The organism is Lichenihabitans sp. PAMC28606 (genome assembly GCF_020616535.1).
GTDB classification, from domain to species: domain Bacteria; phylum Pseudomonadota; class Alphaproteobacteria; order Rhizobiales; family Beijerinckiaceae; genus Lichenihabitans; species Lichenihabitans psoromatis.
In genome coordinates this window covers 205,915-223,668 of the sequence record NZ_CP085136.1, presented here as the reverse complement: position 1 = coordinate 223,668, position 17,754 = coordinate 205,915, and the positions used below count along the sequence as shown (strand labels likewise).

19 protein-coding genes and 1 tRNA gene are annotated in these 17,754 nt (G+C 61.7%); 9 read left to right on the top strand and 11 right to left on the bottom strand.

Features of this window, described 5'->3' with window-relative positions; genetic code table 11:
* The first annotated feature begins 55 nt into the window (after window positions 1–55).
* From LGH83_RS01040 to LGH83_RS01030, 3 genes are all read left to right on the top strand, one after another.
* Window positions 56–241 carry a hypothetical protein gene (locus LGH83_RS01040; protein WP_227400271.1) on the top strand — a complete coding sequence of 62 codons (186 nt, stop codon included), beginning with the start codon at window positions 56–58 and terminating at the stop codon, window positions 239–241.
* A gap of 151 nt (window positions 242–392) precedes the next feature.
* Window positions 393–1,547: a glycosyltransferase gene (locus LGH83_RS01035; RefSeq protein ID WP_227400270.1), complete on the top strand. Its 1,155-nt coding sequence runs from the start codon at window positions 393–395 to the stop codon at window positions 1,545–1,547.
* 973 nt (window positions 1,548–2,520) lie between these two features.
* Window positions 2,521–2,715, top strand: coding sequence for a hypothetical protein (locus tag LGH83_RS01030; protein ID WP_131115883.1), 195 nt, complete (start codon window positions 2,521–2,523; stop codon window positions 2,713–2,715).
* Between the two features lie 805 nt (window positions 2,716–3,520).
* Here the strand turns inward: LGH83_RS01030 and LGH83_RS01025 are convergent.
* A tRNA-Thr gene (locus LGH83_RS01025) sits at window positions 3,521–3,595 on the bottom strand.
* 155 nt (window positions 3,596–3,750) lie between these two features.
* Complete coding sequence (locus LGH83_RS01020) at window positions 3,751–4,575, bottom strand: hypothetical protein (protein ID WP_227400269.1); 825 nt, start codon at window positions 4,573–4,575, stop codon at window positions 3,751–3,753.
* Between the two features lie 567 nt (window positions 4,576–5,142).
* Here LGH83_RS01020 and LGH83_RS01015 point away from each other — a divergent pair.
* Both LGH83_RS01015 and LGH83_RS01010 read left to right on the top strand, forming a co-directional pair.
* Complete coding sequence (locus LGH83_RS01015; RefSeq protein ID WP_413771083.1) at window positions 5,143–5,769, top strand: transglutaminase-like cysteine peptidase; 627 nt, start codon at window positions 5,143–5,145, stop codon at window positions 5,767–5,769.
* Window positions 5,770–5,879: 110 nt separating this feature from the next.
* The gene (locus tag LGH83_RS01010) at window positions 5,880–6,224 is read left to right on the top strand and encodes a hypothetical protein (RefSeq protein WP_227400268.1); all 345 of its coding nucleotides are present in this window, start codon (window positions 5,880–5,882) and stop codon (window positions 6,222–6,224) included.
* A gap of 5 nt (window positions 6,225–6,229) precedes the next feature.
* On the opposite strand, the gene LGH83_RS01005 is transcribed toward LGH83_RS01010, so the two are convergent.
* Window positions 6,230–6,916 carry a DUF1045 domain-containing protein gene (locus LGH83_RS01005; RefSeq protein WP_227400267.1) on the bottom strand — a complete coding sequence of 229 codons (687 nt, stop codon included), beginning with the start codon at window positions 6,914–6,916 and terminating at the stop codon, window positions 6,230–6,232.
* Window positions 6,917–6,988: 72 nt separating this feature from the next.
* Entirely contained in the window at window positions 6,989–7,759 is a 771-nt protein-coding gene (locus LGH83_RS01000) for a VOC family protein (RefSeq protein ID WP_227400266.1), read from the bottom strand.
* A 155-nt stretch (window positions 7,760–7,914) separates the two neighbouring features.
* On the opposite strand from LGH83_RS01000, the gene LGH83_RS00995 reads away from it, so the two are divergent.
* Window positions 7,915–8,706 carry an NAD kinase gene (locus LGH83_RS00995; protein ID WP_131115866.1) on the top strand — a complete coding sequence of 264 codons (792 nt, stop codon included), beginning with the start codon at window positions 7,915–7,917 and terminating at the stop codon, window positions 8,704–8,706.
* A 9-nt stretch (window positions 8,707–8,715) separates the two neighbouring features.
* Here LGH83_RS00995 and LGH83_RS00990 read toward each other — a convergent pair whose 3' ends face one another.
* The 3 genes from LGH83_RS00990 to LGH83_RS00980 form a co-directional block, all read right to left on the bottom strand.
* Entirely contained in the window at window positions 8,716–9,006 is a 291-nt protein-coding gene (locus tag LGH83_RS00990) for a hypothetical protein (RefSeq protein ID WP_227400265.1), read from the bottom strand.
* A 63-nt stretch (window positions 9,007–9,069) separates the two neighbouring features.
* On the bottom strand, window positions 9,070–10,056 hold the full coding sequence (locus LGH83_RS00985) for a CorA family divalent cation transporter (RefSeq protein WP_227400264.1): 987 nt from the start codon (window positions 10,054–10,056) through the stop codon (window positions 9,070–9,072).
* A 6-nt stretch (window positions 10,057–10,062) separates the two neighbouring features.
* Window positions 10,063–11,226, bottom strand: coding sequence for a patatin-like phospholipase family protein (locus tag LGH83_RS00980; RefSeq protein ID WP_227400263.1), 1,164 nt, complete (start codon window positions 11,224–11,226; stop codon window positions 10,063–10,065).
* 225 nt (window positions 11,227–11,451) lie between these two features.
* Between LGH83_RS00980 and LGH83_RS00975 the strand changes: the two genes are divergently transcribed.
* From LGH83_RS00975 to LGH83_RS00965, 3 genes are all read left to right on the top strand, one after another.
* Entirely contained in the window at window positions 11,452–12,234 is a 783-nt protein-coding gene (locus LGH83_RS00975) for a 3-hydroxybutyrate dehydrogenase (RefSeq protein WP_319799587.1), read from the top strand.
* 23 nt (window positions 12,235–12,257) lie between these two features.
* Window positions 12,258–13,070: an acetoacetate decarboxylase gene (locus tag LGH83_RS00970; RefSeq protein ID WP_131115856.1), complete on the top strand. Its 813-nt coding sequence runs from the start codon at window positions 12,258–12,260 to the stop codon at window positions 13,068–13,070.
* A 199-nt stretch (window positions 13,071–13,269) separates the two neighbouring features.
* Window positions 13,270–14,436: an alpha/beta hydrolase family esterase gene (locus LGH83_RS00965; RefSeq protein ID WP_227400262.1), complete on the top strand. Its 1,167-nt coding sequence runs from the start codon at window positions 13,270–13,272 to the stop codon at window positions 14,434–14,436.
* A gap of 38 nt (window positions 14,437–14,474) precedes the next feature.
* On the opposite strand, the gene LGH83_RS00960 is transcribed toward LGH83_RS00965, so the two are convergent.
* The 4 genes from LGH83_RS00960 to LGH83_RS00945 are packed head-to-tail and all read right to left on the bottom strand — an operon-like array spanning window position 14,475 to window position 17,710.
* Window positions 14,475–15,125 carry a DedA family protein gene (locus tag LGH83_RS00960; RefSeq protein WP_227400261.1) on the bottom strand — a complete coding sequence of 217 codons (651 nt, stop codon included), beginning with the start codon at window positions 15,123–15,125 and terminating at the stop codon, window positions 14,475–14,477.
* 22 nt (window positions 15,126–15,147) lie between these two features.
* On the bottom strand, window positions 15,148–15,807 hold the full coding sequence (gene tenA / locus LGH83_RS00955; protein WP_227400260.1) for a thiaminase II: 660 nt from the start codon (window positions 15,805–15,807) through the stop codon (window positions 15,148–15,150).
* Window positions 15,808–15,818: 11 nt separating this feature from the next.
* The gene (locus tag LGH83_RS00950; protein WP_227400259.1) at window positions 15,819–17,228 is read right to left on the bottom strand and encodes a malonyl-CoA decarboxylase; all 1,410 of its coding nucleotides are present in this window, start codon (window positions 17,226–17,228) and stop codon (window positions 15,819–15,821) included.
* A gap of 5 nt (window positions 17,229–17,233) precedes the next feature.
* Window positions 17,234–17,710: a nucleoside deaminase gene (locus LGH83_RS00945; protein WP_227400258.1), complete on the bottom strand. Its 477-nt coding sequence runs from the start codon at window positions 17,708–17,710 to the stop codon at window positions 17,234–17,236.
* Window positions 17,711–17,754 lie beyond the last annotated feature (44 nt).

Here is a 17,754-nt window from a genome sequence, read left to right as displayed (position 1 = left end):
ATATCCCACTTAATGCATCTGGACCGAAACGGTTCTCGAGGCGAATTTGTCGAACATGATCCATCCTTCACGCTTCGAGCCGTCGTTGGACGAGCTCCGAACAGTCCCGCAGCATGCACAGGGGCTGCTGCGTGGACTGATGCTCGTCACAATCCTCGGTTCGATGGTGGCGGCGGTCGTGGTTGGACCGTCGCCGGCTACTCCCGACAATGCTCCGCCGGCCGTGCCGACCCAGCGCTAACGTTCTGCTTTGTCCTTTATCGGGCCGTGATCGTCCGCTTTACACGTCAAGGAGCCGTCTCGTGTCGGATCTTCCTCGCACGTCTGCGCCATATTTCCCTCCGCATCGACAAGCCTCTGAGTTCAACGGATTTGCGGCCGAATGTCGCCGAATGTCGCCCGCCGTCCTGTGGCATCTGTTCAATCGTCCGTTCAGTCGCCTCCGGCATGACGCCGAGGATCACCGTGTCGCGGAGCGTTTTCGCAAGATCGAGATGGCGCGACGTCCGGCATCCGCCGATGTCTGCGTCATCGGCGCCTTCTCGGCCAAAAACGGCCTCAGTCGCGCGGCGCGCTACGAACTCGATCGGATCGCCGCCGTCCATCCATTCGCGACCAGGATCGATGTGACCGATCAGGTCGGAACGTTATCGCTAGCCGCCTATGCGGCCGAGCGCCGCGACGATCCGCCAGCAATCGTCATCTTTCTCATGCAGCCGAACCTCATCTGGAAGCATCTGCGCAACGTCGCGCCGAGCTTCCTTCGCGACAGCTACCGCATCTGCCTGGCCGTGTGGGAGCTGCCCTATTTTCCCGCGCACTGGAAATATATCGACGAGGTGTTCCACGAATACTGGACCCCGACGTCGTTCAGCGCGGAGGCTCTTCGGCTCGGTTCGACCCGTGACGTGACGGTGGTGCCGCATCCTGTGAAGATCGCGCGATCGGGGTCTCATCGCATCGCTCGCCGGGAGGGCGCGCCTTTCAAGGGGCTCGCCGTGATGGATCTTTCGACTTGCCCGGATCGCAAGAACCCCTGGGCTCACATCGAGGCCTGGCAAAAAGCCTTTGGCGATCATCCAGGCGCGACCCTCACCATGAAGGTTCGATTCAGTCGACGCACGGCTCCGATCCGCCGAGAATTGCTCGATATGATCGGCGAAACCAAGACCATCGTGCTTCTTGAAGCGGAAATGACGGACGCCGAGATGGTCGCCTTGCAGGAGCAGCACGACGTATGTCTGTCGCTGCACCGGTCGGAGGGCTTCGGGCTCGGGATCTGCGAAATGTTGGAAATGGGCAAGCCGGCGGTCGCAACGGCCTGGTCCGGAAACATCGAGTTCATGGCACGCTATCTCCATGCCTATCCGGTCGAATACAAGCTCGTGCCCTATCGAGACTATCTCCGCCGGTATCCCGGTTATCGTGGACATTGGGCGGAAGCCGATACGGATCACGCGGCCCGCTGCCTTCGCGTCATTGCGGCAAAATGGGCCGATCGTTCATCGATGAACTGGCAGGTGGAGCGCGACCGCCTGATCGCTTAGTCGCGTCAGGCCGTCGAGAGCTCGATCGCGGCTTGGGTCTCCGACGCGTCAGGCGGATCCATCGGGAGTGAAGCACGCCCGCCCGACATCTGCCCTCCTCAGCAGAGTCGCCGAACATTTCAGAGAGCGACGTCAACTTATTCCGTTAGCGCGGCGAAGCTTTCGGTCACGGTTAACGTATCTCCGTCTCGAAATAAGGATCGAGGAGCCGAAGAGTGCCGCACGCAAATGATAATCAACTTGGCGAAAGCTTGGCTGAACGCTCGGACATGGCGATCGCGAGAGCGGAAGAATTAGCAAGACGCTTGCATGCGCTCTCTGAATGCATTGCAAAACTCGCGGCTCCGGATCGACGTGCGCTCAACGATCGTGGGTCGCTCGCTGCCGGCCGCGACGCGGTGCCTCGTCACGGCTCCGGCAACCATGATGGAACGGCTCGGAAGTGGAGGCGTTAGCTGTGACGATCTGGAGGCGTTCGCTGCGGCGCGTTATCGAGTGAAACCTTCGGATCACGCAGCAGAAAGATGATTGGCATATCACGGACGACCTGAATGACGAGCATGGCCAGGGAGACCCCTTTGCGGCAGCCATGCGGGCGACGCGAATGCCGATGGTGATCTCAGACCCCCGCTAGGCCGACAATCCGATCGGATGAGCCAACGAGGCCTTTCAGGCTCTGACCGGCTACGACAGATACGAAAGCGTGGGGCGCAGGATTTCGCCGGCGCACGTGGCGTCATCCTATAGCTGTCTTCACGGAATGGGATGAATTCGGCGATCCGCTCTAGCAAAGAAGGGGTTTGTGCACCGCCTCCGCGATCGCATCCGCCGACAAGCTTCCAGGCTTCGACCGCCTTCGAGGCGCGTTGGTCGACGTGACCGATCCAGGCCGTGACGGCCATCGTCTCAGTCTTTCATGGTTCGTTAACCATGGCGGCTCAGGATCGAGGTTCAACGGATCGGAGAGCCGAACATGCAATTGAATGGCGAGCAGAAGAGATTGCTCGAGTGGGTCGATGCGAAGCAGCCGGTTATCGGTATTTTCCATGTGATGACCGACATCAAGCCGATGATCGACAACGGCTTCATCGAAGCGCGCCCATCTCCCCGCGCCAAGGGTCAACTTGTCCTGACCGATCTTGGCAAAGCGGCTTTGACGACCCATTAGGGACTCTGGTCGGACGCGACATGACGCTCAACCCTGGAATGTCGCGGGCGATAGAAGTTGCCCGCTGATCCGTGATGATGGTCGGGCGTCCGTCTTCAAGTCTCAGTCGGGTGTGACCTGCAGCCGGGTTGCGGTGTCGATCCGCAACGCCATTCGGCTCAAGCGCTCGGCCAAAACCCTCGCATCTTCGATATGAAGTCGGGTTTGCGGAATCCCAGCTAGGAACACTGGTTCACCCGTCTCAGCTTGCACGACGGAGCAGGACCGATCCTGCTCCTCTCGAACTTCGTAGCGTGCTGGCATCGTGCTCTCCACCGGGAAAGCGACGACGCTATCGAGACAGAGTTAAAATCGCGTTTACCTTAAACAGGGCGCGACTAACCGAGAATTTCGTCGACCAGGCGACGCAATTCCTCGCGGCTCAAACCGCAAGGTTCGGGTTTCCATGTCTTGTTTGGGAAGAGTAGAGGTGTGCGCCGGGTTGGGCGCGGCAAAGCTTTGGTGGTTTTGAAGTCTTTGGTCAGTGTCATGATGTCCAAGAGCCGTCCAAGTCTGTCGATATGGCACGGCATCGCTCAATCTCGTTTGAGCAAGCATAAGGGTCCGTCGCGCGAGGACCGCGACGCTCAACCTTCAGAAAGTACGGATAGCGGCTCAGCGCTCCTGAGAGCATGCGAGCGGGCCGACCAAATTCGGATCGATCCGCATCATATATCGAACGATGTCTGGTCCTGCAAGCCGCCGCTGCAATATTCCGATACTTTTTGGACCGTGATCCTTCGCAAAACAAGGATTGAGCGAAGTCTGGTGCCGGCGGAGAGGATCGAACTCCCGACCTTCGGTTTACAAAACCGCTGCACTACCGCTGTGCTACGCCGGCCCAACGGCACCACATGCCGGTGCCGCGCGGTCAATTACAGGGCAGACGCAAAAACGAACTACCCCGGTCGCTGTCAGGCCCAAAGCCCTCGATACGACCGCGATGGCAGTAGCAAGCCCGCGACAGGCATGCAAGTCGCCAGCGGCGACGATCCGTTAAAACCGATACCAGACTGATGTCTCGACGATCCGCTCGCGCAAGGCATTGCGTCCTTCGACCGTCACGAAGCCGCTGAGTTGAAGCGACCATCGCGGATTGAGGTCGTAGACCACCGAAACGCCGGCATTGGTATATTGCGACACCGGGAACCACGGCACGCCCTGGCCGACCGGCAGGGTCGTGAAGCTTTGAAACAGCAGCAGTGTATCGGATCGCGGGCGCGTCCCGAGCGTCAGGTCCATATGTACCTCGTCGGGTGCGTGGGCGCTGCGGATGCGGTAACCAGCCTCGGCATCGATGAATGACGGCCAGGATCCGAGATTGAACGCGATGCCGAGCAGCGCACGTCCGTCCGTGTCGCGCGAGGTATTGCCGATCAGCGCCGCATTGCGCTGGCGCGTCGTCGCCGGTAGGTGAAACGTCCCCTGGACCGCCAGGACCGCGGGGCCGAACATGAGCAACCTGATCTGCGCGCCCGCTTCGCTGGTGCCAAGCCCGGTATAACTCGCCCCCATGGCGCCGCCGAGACTGGTCGACACCAAATCGGGCTTGAGGATCACCTGCAGCCAATCGGTCACGCCATATTGCACATAGACCGACGCTTCACGCTTCGTATATGGCGTGCCCCCGTTGAGCCGCCCGCTCGTGTCGAACACCCGATCGCCGTTATCGTAAGTGCCCCGCAATACCACGAGCCCCTGCCCGGCAGGCTCGTTGAACGCACCCGCGAAGGCCCTTTCGCCAAAGCCGCAGGCGATGGCCAAAGCCGCGACGCAGATGATGCCGCGACATCGCAAGAGCAGATCGGCGGTCACAGGCATCGCGATCCGGAAGTGTTAGACGCCAAGCGACACAGCCGCCGAGGGGCGGAGGGGACGAACCGGCATGATCAGCGTCCGCCCAAGGGGCGTTAAGAAGCTTTAACCTTTGAGGCAGGACTTGGGCAAGCTAAACTGACGTTACGGAAACATGCGAGGTCTCTCATGCTTAACGACTGTCGAGAGGCATGTGCGACGATCGTGGCTTTAACCGCAGAGGCAATTATGCGGCGGAGCCGCCGCCCCGCCTTTTAGACGCCACAAATTTTTCGCGCATTTCGCTCGCGCGCCGCCGAATTTAACCATATCGACGCCGGAGCATGGTTGCCAGGTTGTAAAGCACCGAAGACGAGCCGCCGCCAGATCAACCAACCCAGCACCAGAACAGCTTGGTTTCACACAGGATCCAGACAATTAAACGAAAGCTTTACCGACCTTGTTTCGACCTTGTTACACTTAACGGGCCGGTGATAAACTTAAATCGAAACCCGTAAAACGATAGAGTTTTACTTACATCGACTGCAAAACCGTCCTGGCATCTTCGACATCAGATCAGATGACGAGGACGCGATGGTGTCGAGTTTCAAAAAAGCGATGATGGGAGCGATGCTCCTGGTGAGCGGGGCTTTCTCGCCGCTCGCAATCGCGACGGCCGCCGATATGCGGGCCAGCTATGCCGCCGTCACCGGACAAACCAGCGTGCCTTACGGATGGATCGACTTCTGCAACCGCTACGCCGGGGAATGCGATGGACCGGCTCTGCCGGCCGAGGACATTGCCGCGTCGCCGAAGGTCATGAAGGACATCGACCGGATCAACCGCAGCGTGAACGGCTCCATCCATGCCGAAACCGATATGGATCATTGGGGTGTGATCGATCGTTGGGACTACCCGCTCGATGGCAAAGGCGACTGCGAGGATTACGTGCTGATGAAGCGCAAGCTCCTGATCGAAGCAGGCTATCCACGCCAAGCCTTGCTGGTCACGGTTGTCAAAGACCGGAGCGGCGAGGGCCATGCGGTTCTGACGGTGAAGACCACAAAGGGTGAATTCGCGCTCGACAACATGGTCGACGTGATCCTGCCGTGGGATCAGACCGGCTATCGGTTTGTGAAACGGCAGTCGCAGGAAGATCCGAACGTCTGGCGCTCCATCGGCCCCGCCGTCAGCGCTCCCCTCTTCACCTCCAACAAATAAGGGGGCAGAACGGCCCTGCAACCGCTCATGCAGGCGATCGGCTCCGGCACGATGGCTTGGCTGACGTCGATCGAGATCAGAATTGCGAGCCAACACACGTGATGCAGCGCATGCTTCGGCCCACCGCCTTCGCGGCTCTTGTTTTGGCGGCCGGTCCGACCGGCGCCACACCGGCCGATGATCCGGCCGTTTCGATCGATCCCATCCAGTTCGTCGCCGACGTGACCCTGATCGACGCGGAATGCAGGAACGTCCGTGTGGCATTCGGCCCGGCGATCGGCATCCTGTCTCAAGCCGGCATTCGCCTTGGGGATGTGCTTCCGAAAGGCAGCCTCCGCGACCGTTTCGAGGCCGATTATAAAAACCGTTTCGAAACCACCTCGCATGACGATCTCTGCGGCGAGGTCGTCACACGCTACGGCACCCAATTTCCCGCATTGTTCACAGCGCCCTGACGGTCTTACGCCCCGGCAAAATCGAAACGCCGCTGCATCACGAACCTGTCGTTCGCGCTCTCCTGCCGCAGCAACACAAGGCTATCGACCGTCGTGCTGAGGGGAACGTCACGCAGCAAGTCGCGCAGAACCGGCTCGAGTTTCGCCCTGTCTCGCGGCTCGAGTGGGCCCGTCAGCGTCATGTGGAACTGAAAATCATCGAGCACGAACGGGTAGCCCCATTCGTCGAGATTAGCGACCTGCTGCACCGTCAGATGATCGGGATGGCGGCGCTCGCGGTCCTCCGGGCTCAACGGCTCGCGGAAAAGATCGAAGTGCCGTACGCAGGCAGCCGCCAAATCCTGCATGGCAGAAGAGGGTTCGGCCAGCACGAGGGCCAGGAAGTGGCCGACCAAAGCCAAGTTAAGCGTGATGTCGATCGGCGTCTGCGTCCGTACGAACTCCTGCAGGGCTTGTTCGAGTTCGGCGGCCGTTCGCCCGTCCACCAGATGAAACGGAGCTTTCAACGTGGCATGGAACCCGTAGCGTCGCGGCCCCGCCGTCCAGCCGAGGCTTGCGGGATCGTGAAACAAAGGATGGTCTGGAGGCTCGATATCGGCGCCGGTCGACGCGTCATAACCGAGGACACTCGCGCCAAAGCGGGCCAGGAGACTTCCCGCATGGGGAGCGAAATAGATGGCATATCGGGGCATCGCGATCCTTTCTTGTCTCCGCTCATGTAGGTGACGCTGGATGCGACGTCACCATCGTGGGGCGAGAGTCGATCAGCGTGCGGCCGTCAGGCAGAACATCGCGCCTTGCGGGTCGAAGCAATTGACGATCCAGCTCCCGCCAGGAACCTCGTTCGGACCGCGCAAAATGGTGCCGCCATGCGCGATGACGCGGGCCGTCGCCGACTTGATGTCGTCGACCGTGAAATAGAAGCTCCAGAACGGAACCGGCATGCTGCCGACCTTGTTCATCAGACCACCCACCGGCTGCGCACCCGTGCAAAAGAGCTGGTAGGTGCCCATGGGACCCATGTCGATGGCATCGCCCTTGGTCCAACCGAACAGACCCTCGTAAAACGCGAAAGCGGCCTGCCAATCGGTTGCGTAGAGTTCGCGCCAACCGACGGAGCCGAGTGCCTCCGGGGCGGGTGAAACCAATGGCCTATCGGCAAGACCTTGGAAGAGAACGAACACCGCACCTTGCGGATCCGCCACAACGGCGAACCGACCAAGGCCGGGAATATCAGTCGGCTCGCGATGGATCGCGCCAGCGGCGTCACGAACGCGGACCACCATCGCATCGACGTCGTCCACCGCGACATGGCCGATCCAGGACGGGCGCCAACCCGGGGCGCGGAGGCTTTCCGGAAGCCTCATGAGACCGCACATCGGGGCGCCATCCATCATCAGGCGTTTATAGTCCAAGCCTGGGGGGCCCGCCGTCTCGGCCGTCCAGCCGATCACAGTGCAGTAGAAATCGCTCGCGGCCGCCGCGTCAGTCGTCATCAGCTCATACCAGCAGAATTGACCCTGTTCCGTCGCCATCGCGCCCTCCCTCGTCTGACGTCGCATCTCCCGTTGTGCTCGCTTTAAACGGGGCTCGCAACCGCCACTCGGGCCGCTTTCAGCGTGGCCCGTCAGACCGCACATGCTATAAGCCCACCACCGCTTCCAGCGGATAAGATCGTCGGGAGTGGGTTATGTCAGGGGTGGATAACCCGTCGGAGCGGTTCGAGGCGGTCGCTTTCCTCTCATCCGGTTCTCCTGATGCCGAAACCGCGCTTGCGGTCTTGTCCGAGCGCTACGGCAATGCCGAGCCCGAGGTCGCGGATGTCATCGTGGCGCTCGGAGGCGACGGCCTCATGCTTCAGGTCCTGCACCGGTTCATGGGCTCGCCGAAACCAATCTACGGCATGAACCGCGGCTCTGTCGGTTTTCTCATGAACGAATTCCTCGAGACCGATCTGTTCGAACGTCTGGGCAGTGCGGAAGCCTCCACGGTTCACCCGCTCGTGATGCACGCGACGAGTTGTGATGGCATTGTCGCCACCGCCCGCGCCATCAACGAAGTGTCGCTGTTGCGGCAGTCCTACCAGGCCTCCAAGTTGCGGATTTCGATCGATGGGCGGGAGCGGCTGAGTGAGCTGATCGCCGACGGGCTATTGGTCGCCACGCCCGCCGGATCGACGGCATATAATCTCTCGGCCAACGGGCCGATCGTCCCGCTGAACGCGCCGCTGGTGGCCCTGACGCCGATTTCAGCCTTTCGCCCCCGCCGCTGGCACGGCGCGTTGCTGCCCAACTCCGCTAAGATCACGATAGACGTCCTTGAAGGCGAAAAGCGCCCCGTCGCAGCCACGGCCGATCACTTCGAATTGAAGAACGTCGCCCGGATCGAAATCGCCATGGATCACGCCGTCTCGATGACGTTGCTGCACGATCCTGGCCATTCGCTGGATGAGCGTATTCTCAGCGAGCAATTCGGCTACTGACGCTCAGCATCAATAGCCACGATAACGGCGGTTCGCCTGCGGTTTGGACCGGTGGCCGGTCAGCCTGCTGGAACTCTGATAGGTCCCGTAACCCATGTCGTTGGGATGGTTGAAGCCGTTGGCCGTCGCGCTGTTATAGGGTTGCGACCCATAGGCCGGGGCCGCTGGCGCCGGCACGTTGAAGGCCGGATTTCCGACATTCGGTATCGTCTGTGCCTCGGCCGGACCGCAAACCGCAAGCGTGAGCAGAGACACGAGGGCCAAGACGGTGGTTCGGGTCGGGATGGTCGATAAGCGCATGATCTCAAAACAACCGGCGCACGACGGAGTTCCGATCAGCCGATCGTCAGATCGCCGCGCCGTTCAAAGCATCTTGCGGCGCCGCAGAACCCAGAGCGTGATCAGCCCGGTCACGACCATGATGGCAATGCCATACCAGAAACCAAGAGGATCCTGCAGGGCCGGGAGTCCGCCGAGATTCATCCCGAAGATGCCTGAGATGAGCGTCATGGGCAGGAAGATCGTGGTCACGATCGACAGCACGTAAAGGTTCCGGTTGGTGGCTTCCATCAGCCGGCTCGAGAGTTGATCCTGCAGCAATCGCGCGCGCTCCTGCACGAGATCGAGATCGTGGCCGAGAGCGCCGAGCCGTTCGATGGCGGCGCGAAGGTTCGTCGCCTCTTTCTCACCGATCCAACCCGGCAAACGGGAGATCAGACCGATGAGCGCATGTTGCTGCGGCACCATATGGCGGCGTAGCCGCGCTGTGACACGCCGGATCCGGCTGATCTCGCCGTGCTGATTATCGAGCTTGCCGCCGAGCAGATCATCCTCAAGCCCGTCGATGGTCTCGGACAGCTCGACGATCAGGTCACCCAGTTTATCCGTGACATGATGGAAGAATTGCGTGAGCAGACCGACCGGCTTCTCGGCCGCTGCGCCGTCCTGCATGGAGCGACGCAAGGCGTCGACCGCCGCAAGCGGCTGACGACGGACAGAGATCAGACATCCGTTGTCAAGATAGAGGCGCAGCACTTCCAATTCTTGGGTTCGCTCGCCGAACTCGCTATGCAGGTCACCGACGACACCGGCCAAGCCATTGCCGGTCGCTTCGATCCGCATTCGCGTATCAGCGCCGAGAAGTATCGCCTTGGCAGCATCCGGAATGCGTCGGCTTTCGGCGATCCAGGCTCTGGTGCGCACATCCGATTGGCTGAAGTGCAGCCAGACATGCGTGTCCGCTTGATCGAGGGCGGCATCCATGTCGTCCCAGCGAAGATCTTCGGCGAGGCCCTCCGGCCCCATACGATAACCGCAGATCAGCCCGCTTGCTTCGACGGTTTCCAGCATGACGCTTTACCGATCAAACTCGCGGTGGAGATCGTGCGTCACGATACCGGTTCCAGCCGGCGGCATTGCCAGCCAGTCCTTGCGGCTGAGAGTCCGCCGCGTGTCCTCATAGCCGCTCTGCCAATGCTCGCGCATCGACGTGCCGGAAAATTCGTAATCCTTGGCGTCGCCCTCGTATGACTTCTGCTGGTAGATCAATTGCAGAATGGTCATCTCGGGCAAGGTCGCGAGCTCGTCGCGCAGCTTGCGGTCCTCGTCGCTGAGGAGATCGTCCGGCACCTTCAACAACGCCTGATAGGCGCGCTTCTTCCAGCCTTGAAGGCGGCTGAACAGGTCGGTGGTGTTGCGGGTTCGCGACGAATACATGATGTCCTTCTGGCGGGCCATCACGTCCTGCAAGGTCCGGGGCAAGGCGCCCCGCGCACTGAAGAGGTCGACCTGAAACACCAGCGTATTGGCGCTATCGTCCTGGGCCAGAAGATGTTGCAACGGGGTGTTGGACACGAGCCCGCCATCCCAATAATGGTCGGTCCCGATCTTGACGGTCGGGAAAGCCGGCGGCAACGCGCCGCTCGCCATGATATGTTCGGCTTCGATGCGGACGTCTGAATTGTCGAAATAGATGAAGTTGCCGGTCGATGCGTTGACGGCGCCGACCGAAAAGCGACGCGACGCATTGTTCAGTAGGTCGAAATCGACGAGTTCGATCAGCGTCTCGCGCAGCGGCTCCGTATCATAATAGCTGGTGGCATCCTGGGCGCCGGCAGGACTCATCCACGGGCTCATCTGGCGAGGCTTGAAGAAGCCGGGCTGACCCAGTGCCATGGTGAAGAAAGAGCTGGTGGCATTCCGCATCTGGCGGAACACGTCGCCATCCGGCGTATGGGCCCAGACTTTGCGGCTCGTGATCCGATCCCAGAAAGCATGCAGCCGTTCGAGCCGGCGCTCACGCGGGTTGCCGGCGATGATGGATGAATTGATCGCGCCGATCGATACGCCCGAAATCCAATCGGGTTCGATCTCGGCTTCGTGCAGCGCTTGGTAGACACCTGCCTGATAGGCGCCGAGCGCTCCGCCGCCCTGCAACACCAGCGCGACCCGCGCGCAGCGATCCGGCCGCCATCCTTTGTCTTGTTCCGATCCGGTCGTGGCGACGAAAGGTGCGTTCATGGTGGGCAGCATCCCGGCTTGTTGGGACGGAGCGAACTCCATCGCCATGGGCCATACGGACGATCGCTGACGAGCGTGTGACGAACGCGATGGCGGGATGATCGCCTGCCCTGTCATCTTACCGAAGCGAAAGCTTCGTCGTACCGTCAACTCGGTTCTCCAAAACAGCGGCGGTTCCGCAAGACCGGCCGCTTGGCGCTCGACAATTCCGGCAAAGGACACATCATGCTCAAAGGCAAAACCGCCGTCGTGACCGGCTCCACCAGCGGCATCGGGCTCGCGATCGCACGCGCCTATGCCCAGCAGGGCGCCAATGTCGTGATCAATGGTTTCGGCGATGCGTCGGCCATCGAGCGGGAGCGTTCCACCATCGAGAGCGAGTTCGGCGTCACGGCGCATTATTCGGGCGCCGACATGTCCAAAGGCGCTGAGATCGCCACCATGATCGCGGATGCGGAAAACACCTTCGGCAGCGTCGATCTGCTGGTCAACAATGCCGGTATCCAGTTCGTCGCGCCGATCGAAGACTTTCCGGTCGACAAGTGGGACCAGATCATCGCCATCAACCTGACGGCGGCGTTCCACGCCATCCGCGCCGCCCTGCCCGGCATGAAGGCTCGCAAATGGGGCCGCATCATCAACACGGCATCGGCGCACGCGCTCGTCGCCTCGCCCTACAAGTCGGCCTATGTGGCGGCCAAACACGGCATCGCCGGCCTGACCAAGACGGTGGCGCTGGAAGCCGCCACCTTCGGCATTACGGCCAATGCGATCTGCCCCGGCTACGTGTGGACGCCGCTGGTCGAAAAGCAGATCCCGGACACGATGCAGGCCCGCAACATGACCAAGGAGCAGGTCATCAACGACGTGCTGCTGCATGCCCAGCCAACCAAGCAATTCGTCACCGTCGACGAGGTCGCGGCTCTCGCGGTGTTCCTGGCGTCCGATGCGGCCAAATCGATCACCGGCACTATCCTGCCGATCGACGGCGGCTGGACGGCCGAATAGCTCCGCAACGACGAGGCAGCATCATGAAAGCCGAGGATATCCTCCAACTTCGCTCGACCCCGCTGGCGAGCCCGAGCTATCCGGCCGGGCCGTATCGGTTCGTCGATCGGGAATATTTCACCATCACCTACGAGACGGATCCGGAGCTGATCCGCCATCACCTTCCCGAGCCGCTGGAGCCGATCGAACAACCGATCGTGGTCTACGAATGGATCAAGATGCCGGATTCATCCGGCTTCGGCGATTACACCGAGAGCGGCATCGTAATTCCATGCCGCTTCAAGGGCGAGGATGTCAGCTTCGTGTCGCAGATGTATCTCGATGACGAAGCACCCATCGCGGCGGGTCGCGAGATCTGGGGCTTTCCCAAGAAATACGCGCATCCCAAGCTGGAGCTCGTGAAGGACACCCTGACCGGCACCTTGGAATATGCGGGCCAGCAGGTCGCGATGGGCACGATGGGCTATAAGCATGTCGCCATGGCGGGCGACCAGCAGCGCACCATGAAGTCCCTAGCCAAAACGCAGATCAATCTCAAGATCATCCCGGGCATCGACGGCAATGCCGAGATCTGTCAGCTCGTGGCCCTCAACATCGAGGACATTACGATCAAGGGGTCTTGGAGCGGCCCGGCGCGGTTGCACCTTGTGCCGCATGTCAACGCTCCGGTCGCCGATCTGCCGGTTCGCCGCATCGTCGGCGCCACCCACATCATCGCCGATCTCACGCTGCCCTACGGGCGCGTCGTCCACGACTACATCACCGAACGCAGCACCCAGGAGCGGGTCGGCGAGCCCGCCAATCGCGAGACCTCGGCCCACGCCGTCGCGGGCTGAACCAGCTCGATCGACGCCGCTCAAGACCTGTGAAAGCGCGCCATCCGATCCGGATCGCGCGCTTCTTGGCGTTTCGGGCTGTGGCGTCCGGCTTGACGTTTTTGCTGCACTGCACCATCTTCCGGGTCATGTCGTTTAATGGTGAGATGACGATGGTTGCGCGACGGGCACCGTCACTCAACCATTGGAAAGAGTGCTTATGCCCGCCATCAATAAAGCGATTGAAGCCGCGACGCGTCTGTTGCGAAACGGCGACCTGGGCGAGGCCACCGATCTGATCCGCAAGGCGGTGTCCGGCGTGGGCGATGTCGTCGCCAAGACGATGGTCGGCCCCGGTGCGTCCGTGAGTTCACGCGCTGAGCGCGATCCGGCGACATGCTGCGCCCCGCCCGGCAATGTGGCGGCGCTGGCCAGCACCTTGTCGTCCTTCACGTCCCCGTTTTGGCCGAGCGCCGCCAACACAACGGACCTGAAGGCGGATGCGACGCGTGGCAGTTTCGTCATGCGGTCGCATGCGGAGCGTTACGGGTCGCGCAATTATAAGCTTTTCCGCCCCGACCTTGAGAAGAAGCCGACCGCTCTCTTGGTCATGCTGCATGGCTGCTCGCAGAATCCGGATGATTTCGCGGTCGGAACGCGCATGAATGATATCGCGGCCCGGCATAATGTCGCGGTCGTCTATCCCGAGCAGAGCCGAAGCGCCAACGCGTCCGGGTGCTGGAATTGGTTCGAGCCGAAAGATCAGCACCGCGATGCGGGCGAGCCCGGCATTTTGGCCGGACTGACGCGCGCGATTGCCGCCGAATTCGGCATCGGTCCCAACCGCACGTTCGTGGCAGGTCTTTCGGCGGGGGGCGCCATGGCGGCCATTCTGGCGGAACTCTATCCCGACCTCTATGCGGCGGTAGGCATCCATTCGGGCCTCGCCTACGGAGCCGCATCCGACATGTCATCGGCCTTTTCGGCGATGCAGGGCAACGGCGGCGGAAAAGGCGGCTGGTTCGGACAGGCCGCAACAGCCGAAACCATCCAGCACAGCCTGCTCGAGCGGGCGATTCCGGTCATCGTGCTGCATGGCGACGCCGATCGAACCGTGCATCCGCACAATGCCGACGCCATCGTGGCGCAGATCACGGCACGCGAAACCGGACTGCAGACCGAAACCGAAACCGGGGCGTGTCTCAGCGGGCGATCTTTCGTCAGGACATTGGGTCGAGACGCCAAAGGCGCGATCCGCTTCGAGAATTGGAGCCTTGGCGGCGCCGGCCACGCTTGGGCGGGTGGCAGCCGATCCGGGTCGTATACCGATCCGGATGGCCCAGACGCGTCGGCCGAGATGATGCGGTTTTTCCTCCAGGCTTGCTAGGCTGCGACTGCGCGTCTGAGTCGTCGAGCCGACGCGCGTCAGACGCGAGCCGAGAGTGGGCCCGGATAGGCGCGTTCCGCCTCCAACTGCAGGGCAGCCTGCTGCTGCTTGACAATCCGCCAGCCGCCGACGATTGCGACGAGCGCCAGAAGACCGAGCCCCAGTCCGACCGGACCCATGAACCGATGGATCGAGCGGCCGAACCAGAAAGCCGCGCAGCCGTAAACTGTTGCCCAGATGAGGCCGCCAGCGGCATTGAACAGCAGGAATTTACCCCACGAATAGCGGTTGGCGCCAGCCAGCACGGCCGCAAAGGCGCGCAGCACCGCGACGAAGCGGCCGACGAACACGATCGTTCCGCCGTATTTTGCAAAGACATATTGACCGAGCTTCAACTGCGGTTCGCCGAGCCCGATGTGTTTGCCATATCGCAGCAGCAGCGCGAAACCGAAGCGGTGACCGACCCAAAACCCAATGTTGTCGCCGATGATCGCGCCGCCCGTCGCCGCCATGATGATCAACGGCAGCGATAAGGCGTGGGTGGCGGCGGCATAGATCGAGGCGGAGATCAGCGTGGCTTCGCCCGGCACAGGCAGGCCGGCGCTTTCAAGCGCGATCACGAGGAAAACTGCTGCATAGCCAAAATGCAGGATCGCATTTTCGAGGCCCGCTGCGCTGATCAGGTGCATCGCATTCTCTCGTGTTCGGCGATCAAACCGGCCAACCCGCATCGCGATAGGCCGAGTCCCAAAACATCCATTCGAGTTGGGTGGCGCGCGTGAAGGCCGCATGCATCGCAGCGACGATGGGCGCGCCCGCTTCTGCGGCCAGAGCGTCGGTGGTGGCGATCATGGCATCGACCGCGGTCGAGAAGTCTTCCCCGCCATAGGCGTCGATCCAGGCCCGGTAGGGATTATCGATCGAGGCGCGTCCAAGAATGTCGCGGCCCACCTCGCGATAGACCCAGAAACATGGCAGCAGCGCCGCGAGATGAACCGCCAGCGGCTCCCGAAAGCCGGTTGCGATCAAAAAGCTGATGTAATGATGAGCCGCTGGAGAAACCGGTGTCGACGCCACCTCGTCCGGCGTGACCCCGAAGGTGCGGAAGTAGCCGGTGTGCAACTCCCGTTCGACCGCGATCGCGCCTGCCGCGCCCTGTGCGAATTGCACCACGTGATCGGGGTGGTCCGCTTTGGCGGAGGCGATCGCAAGTGCCTGTGCGAAGGCGACGAGGTAATGCGCGTCCTGGATGATGTAGTGCCGGAACAGCTTCAGTGGCAGCGTGCCGTCCGCGAGGTTCTGATTGAACGGCATGGTGCGGATGCGCTCGTAGACAGCCGTGTTCCGCGCCCAGGCATCGGTCGAAAACATGCTGAAATTCCTTATGCGTGGGACGCGACGGTCTTCGGCACGGCACGGGTCCGCAACAATTTGCGGACGGCGCTAGCGGCCACGACCTCGTTTTTATTGGCGAAAATCTCGTGGTTGGCTTCGATCTCGTCGCGATTGTAGATGTAGTTGACCATCAGCCCATGCGACGTCGCCATGCCTTTGCGCGACACGTCGCCAAGCGGATTGATGCGTTCGAGCCGCGCTCCGTTGCCGAGGTGGAACCGTGCAACCGGATCGATGACCCGTCCGCCGGGCGTCCGCGCGCGCAGGAAATAATGCGCCGCCAGCGGCAGCAGCACGCGATGAACCGGCTCGCTCGCACTGGCCTTCTCGTGCCAGTTCGGTCGATCGACGAAGTTCAGGACGCGCCGATCCTCGGGGCTGAGCAGACCATCCGTGTCGTTTTCGATCACCGACGTGAGCCAAGCCGCAAACCCCGGAACGGGCGATAGCGTGACGAAGGTCTGCAGGCGCGGCAACTCGCGCTTGAGTTCCTCGACCACGTGTTTGATGAGGAAATTGCCAAACGAGACACCCCGAAGACCCGCCTGTGCGTTCGAAATCGAGTAAAAGACGGCTGTGTTGGCCGGGGTGTCCGAAGCCGGAGAGGGTTGGCCCGCCAAGAGCGGCGCAATTGTGCTTGGGATTGCGGTCGTCAGCGCCACCTCGACGAAGATCAAGGGCTCGTCGATCAGGGCGGGGTGGAAGAACGCATAAAGGCGTCGATCCTGCGGCGCGAGCCGACGACGCAGATCGTCCCAACCCGATATGGCGTGAACCGCCTCGTAGCGAATGATCTTCTCGAGCACATTGGCCGACGTGGACCAGTCGATCCGCTGCATCTCCAGAAAGCCGCGATTGAACCAGGACGCAAAAGACGCCGCGAAGGCACGATCGAGATCTGCCAAAAGCGGATCACCGCCGAGGCAGGCGAGAAGATCGGCCCGCATGGCAACCAGCGACGGTGTTCCGCCGGGCGCCAGATTGAGCCGCCGAATGAGTTCGAGCGCGCGGGGTTCGGCAGCCTTCTGGACCGTGGCGGCGAGCGCCAGGGTCGGGGTGGCCAGGAACGCCTTGGAGGCGGCCATCAGAGCCGTGAGGTCAGGGCCATAGCGGCGCGCCATGTCGTTGAGAACGATGCGACGCTCCACGACCGGCAGCGCCGCATAAGCCTGGAGCATCTGCTGCGCGAGAGCCACGCCCGAGGCTTCGCCACGGACCGACATCAACGCCTCTGCCAGTCGCAAGACGGCGGGATGGTCGCCGCCGGAGAGGCGCGGATAGCCGATAAGCAGCCGCCCTCGATCGGCCACCGATTGGATCAAGTCCGACACGTAGGAGGCGCTGCGGGCCCGCATGCCCGCGCCAGATCCCGAAACGACCGTCGAGACGTCCGACATGGGGGCTAGTACTCCACCTTATCGCTTTTGGCCGCCCAAGCGTCGAACACCGCCCTGGCTTCCGGAGACACCACTTGTTCGGTCGGGAGCGACCGGTCCGCAGCGTCTTTCGGCACCTCATCATAAAGAAAGGCATCGTCGAAGCCGATCGCAGCGGCTTCGTGCCGCGTATTGGCATAGACGAGCCGCCCCATGCGTGCCCAATAGATGGCCGACAGGCACATTGGACAGGGTTCGCAGCTTGAAAAGATCGTAGCTCCATCGAGCGAGAACGACCCGACTGCCTCGCAGGCGCGCCGGATCGCGATGATCTCCGCATGCGCCGTCGGATCGTTTGACGACGTCACCGCATTCCAGCCTTCTCCGATCACGACCCCGTCGCGCACGATGACGGCCCCGAAGGGACCGCCGCGGCCCTGCTCCATATTGGATTTCGACAAAGCCACGGCTTGCAGCAGAAAATCGTGATCGGACGCCATCATCTTACCCGCAGAGAGTCGTTGACCCTCGCGAACCGCAAGAGCTT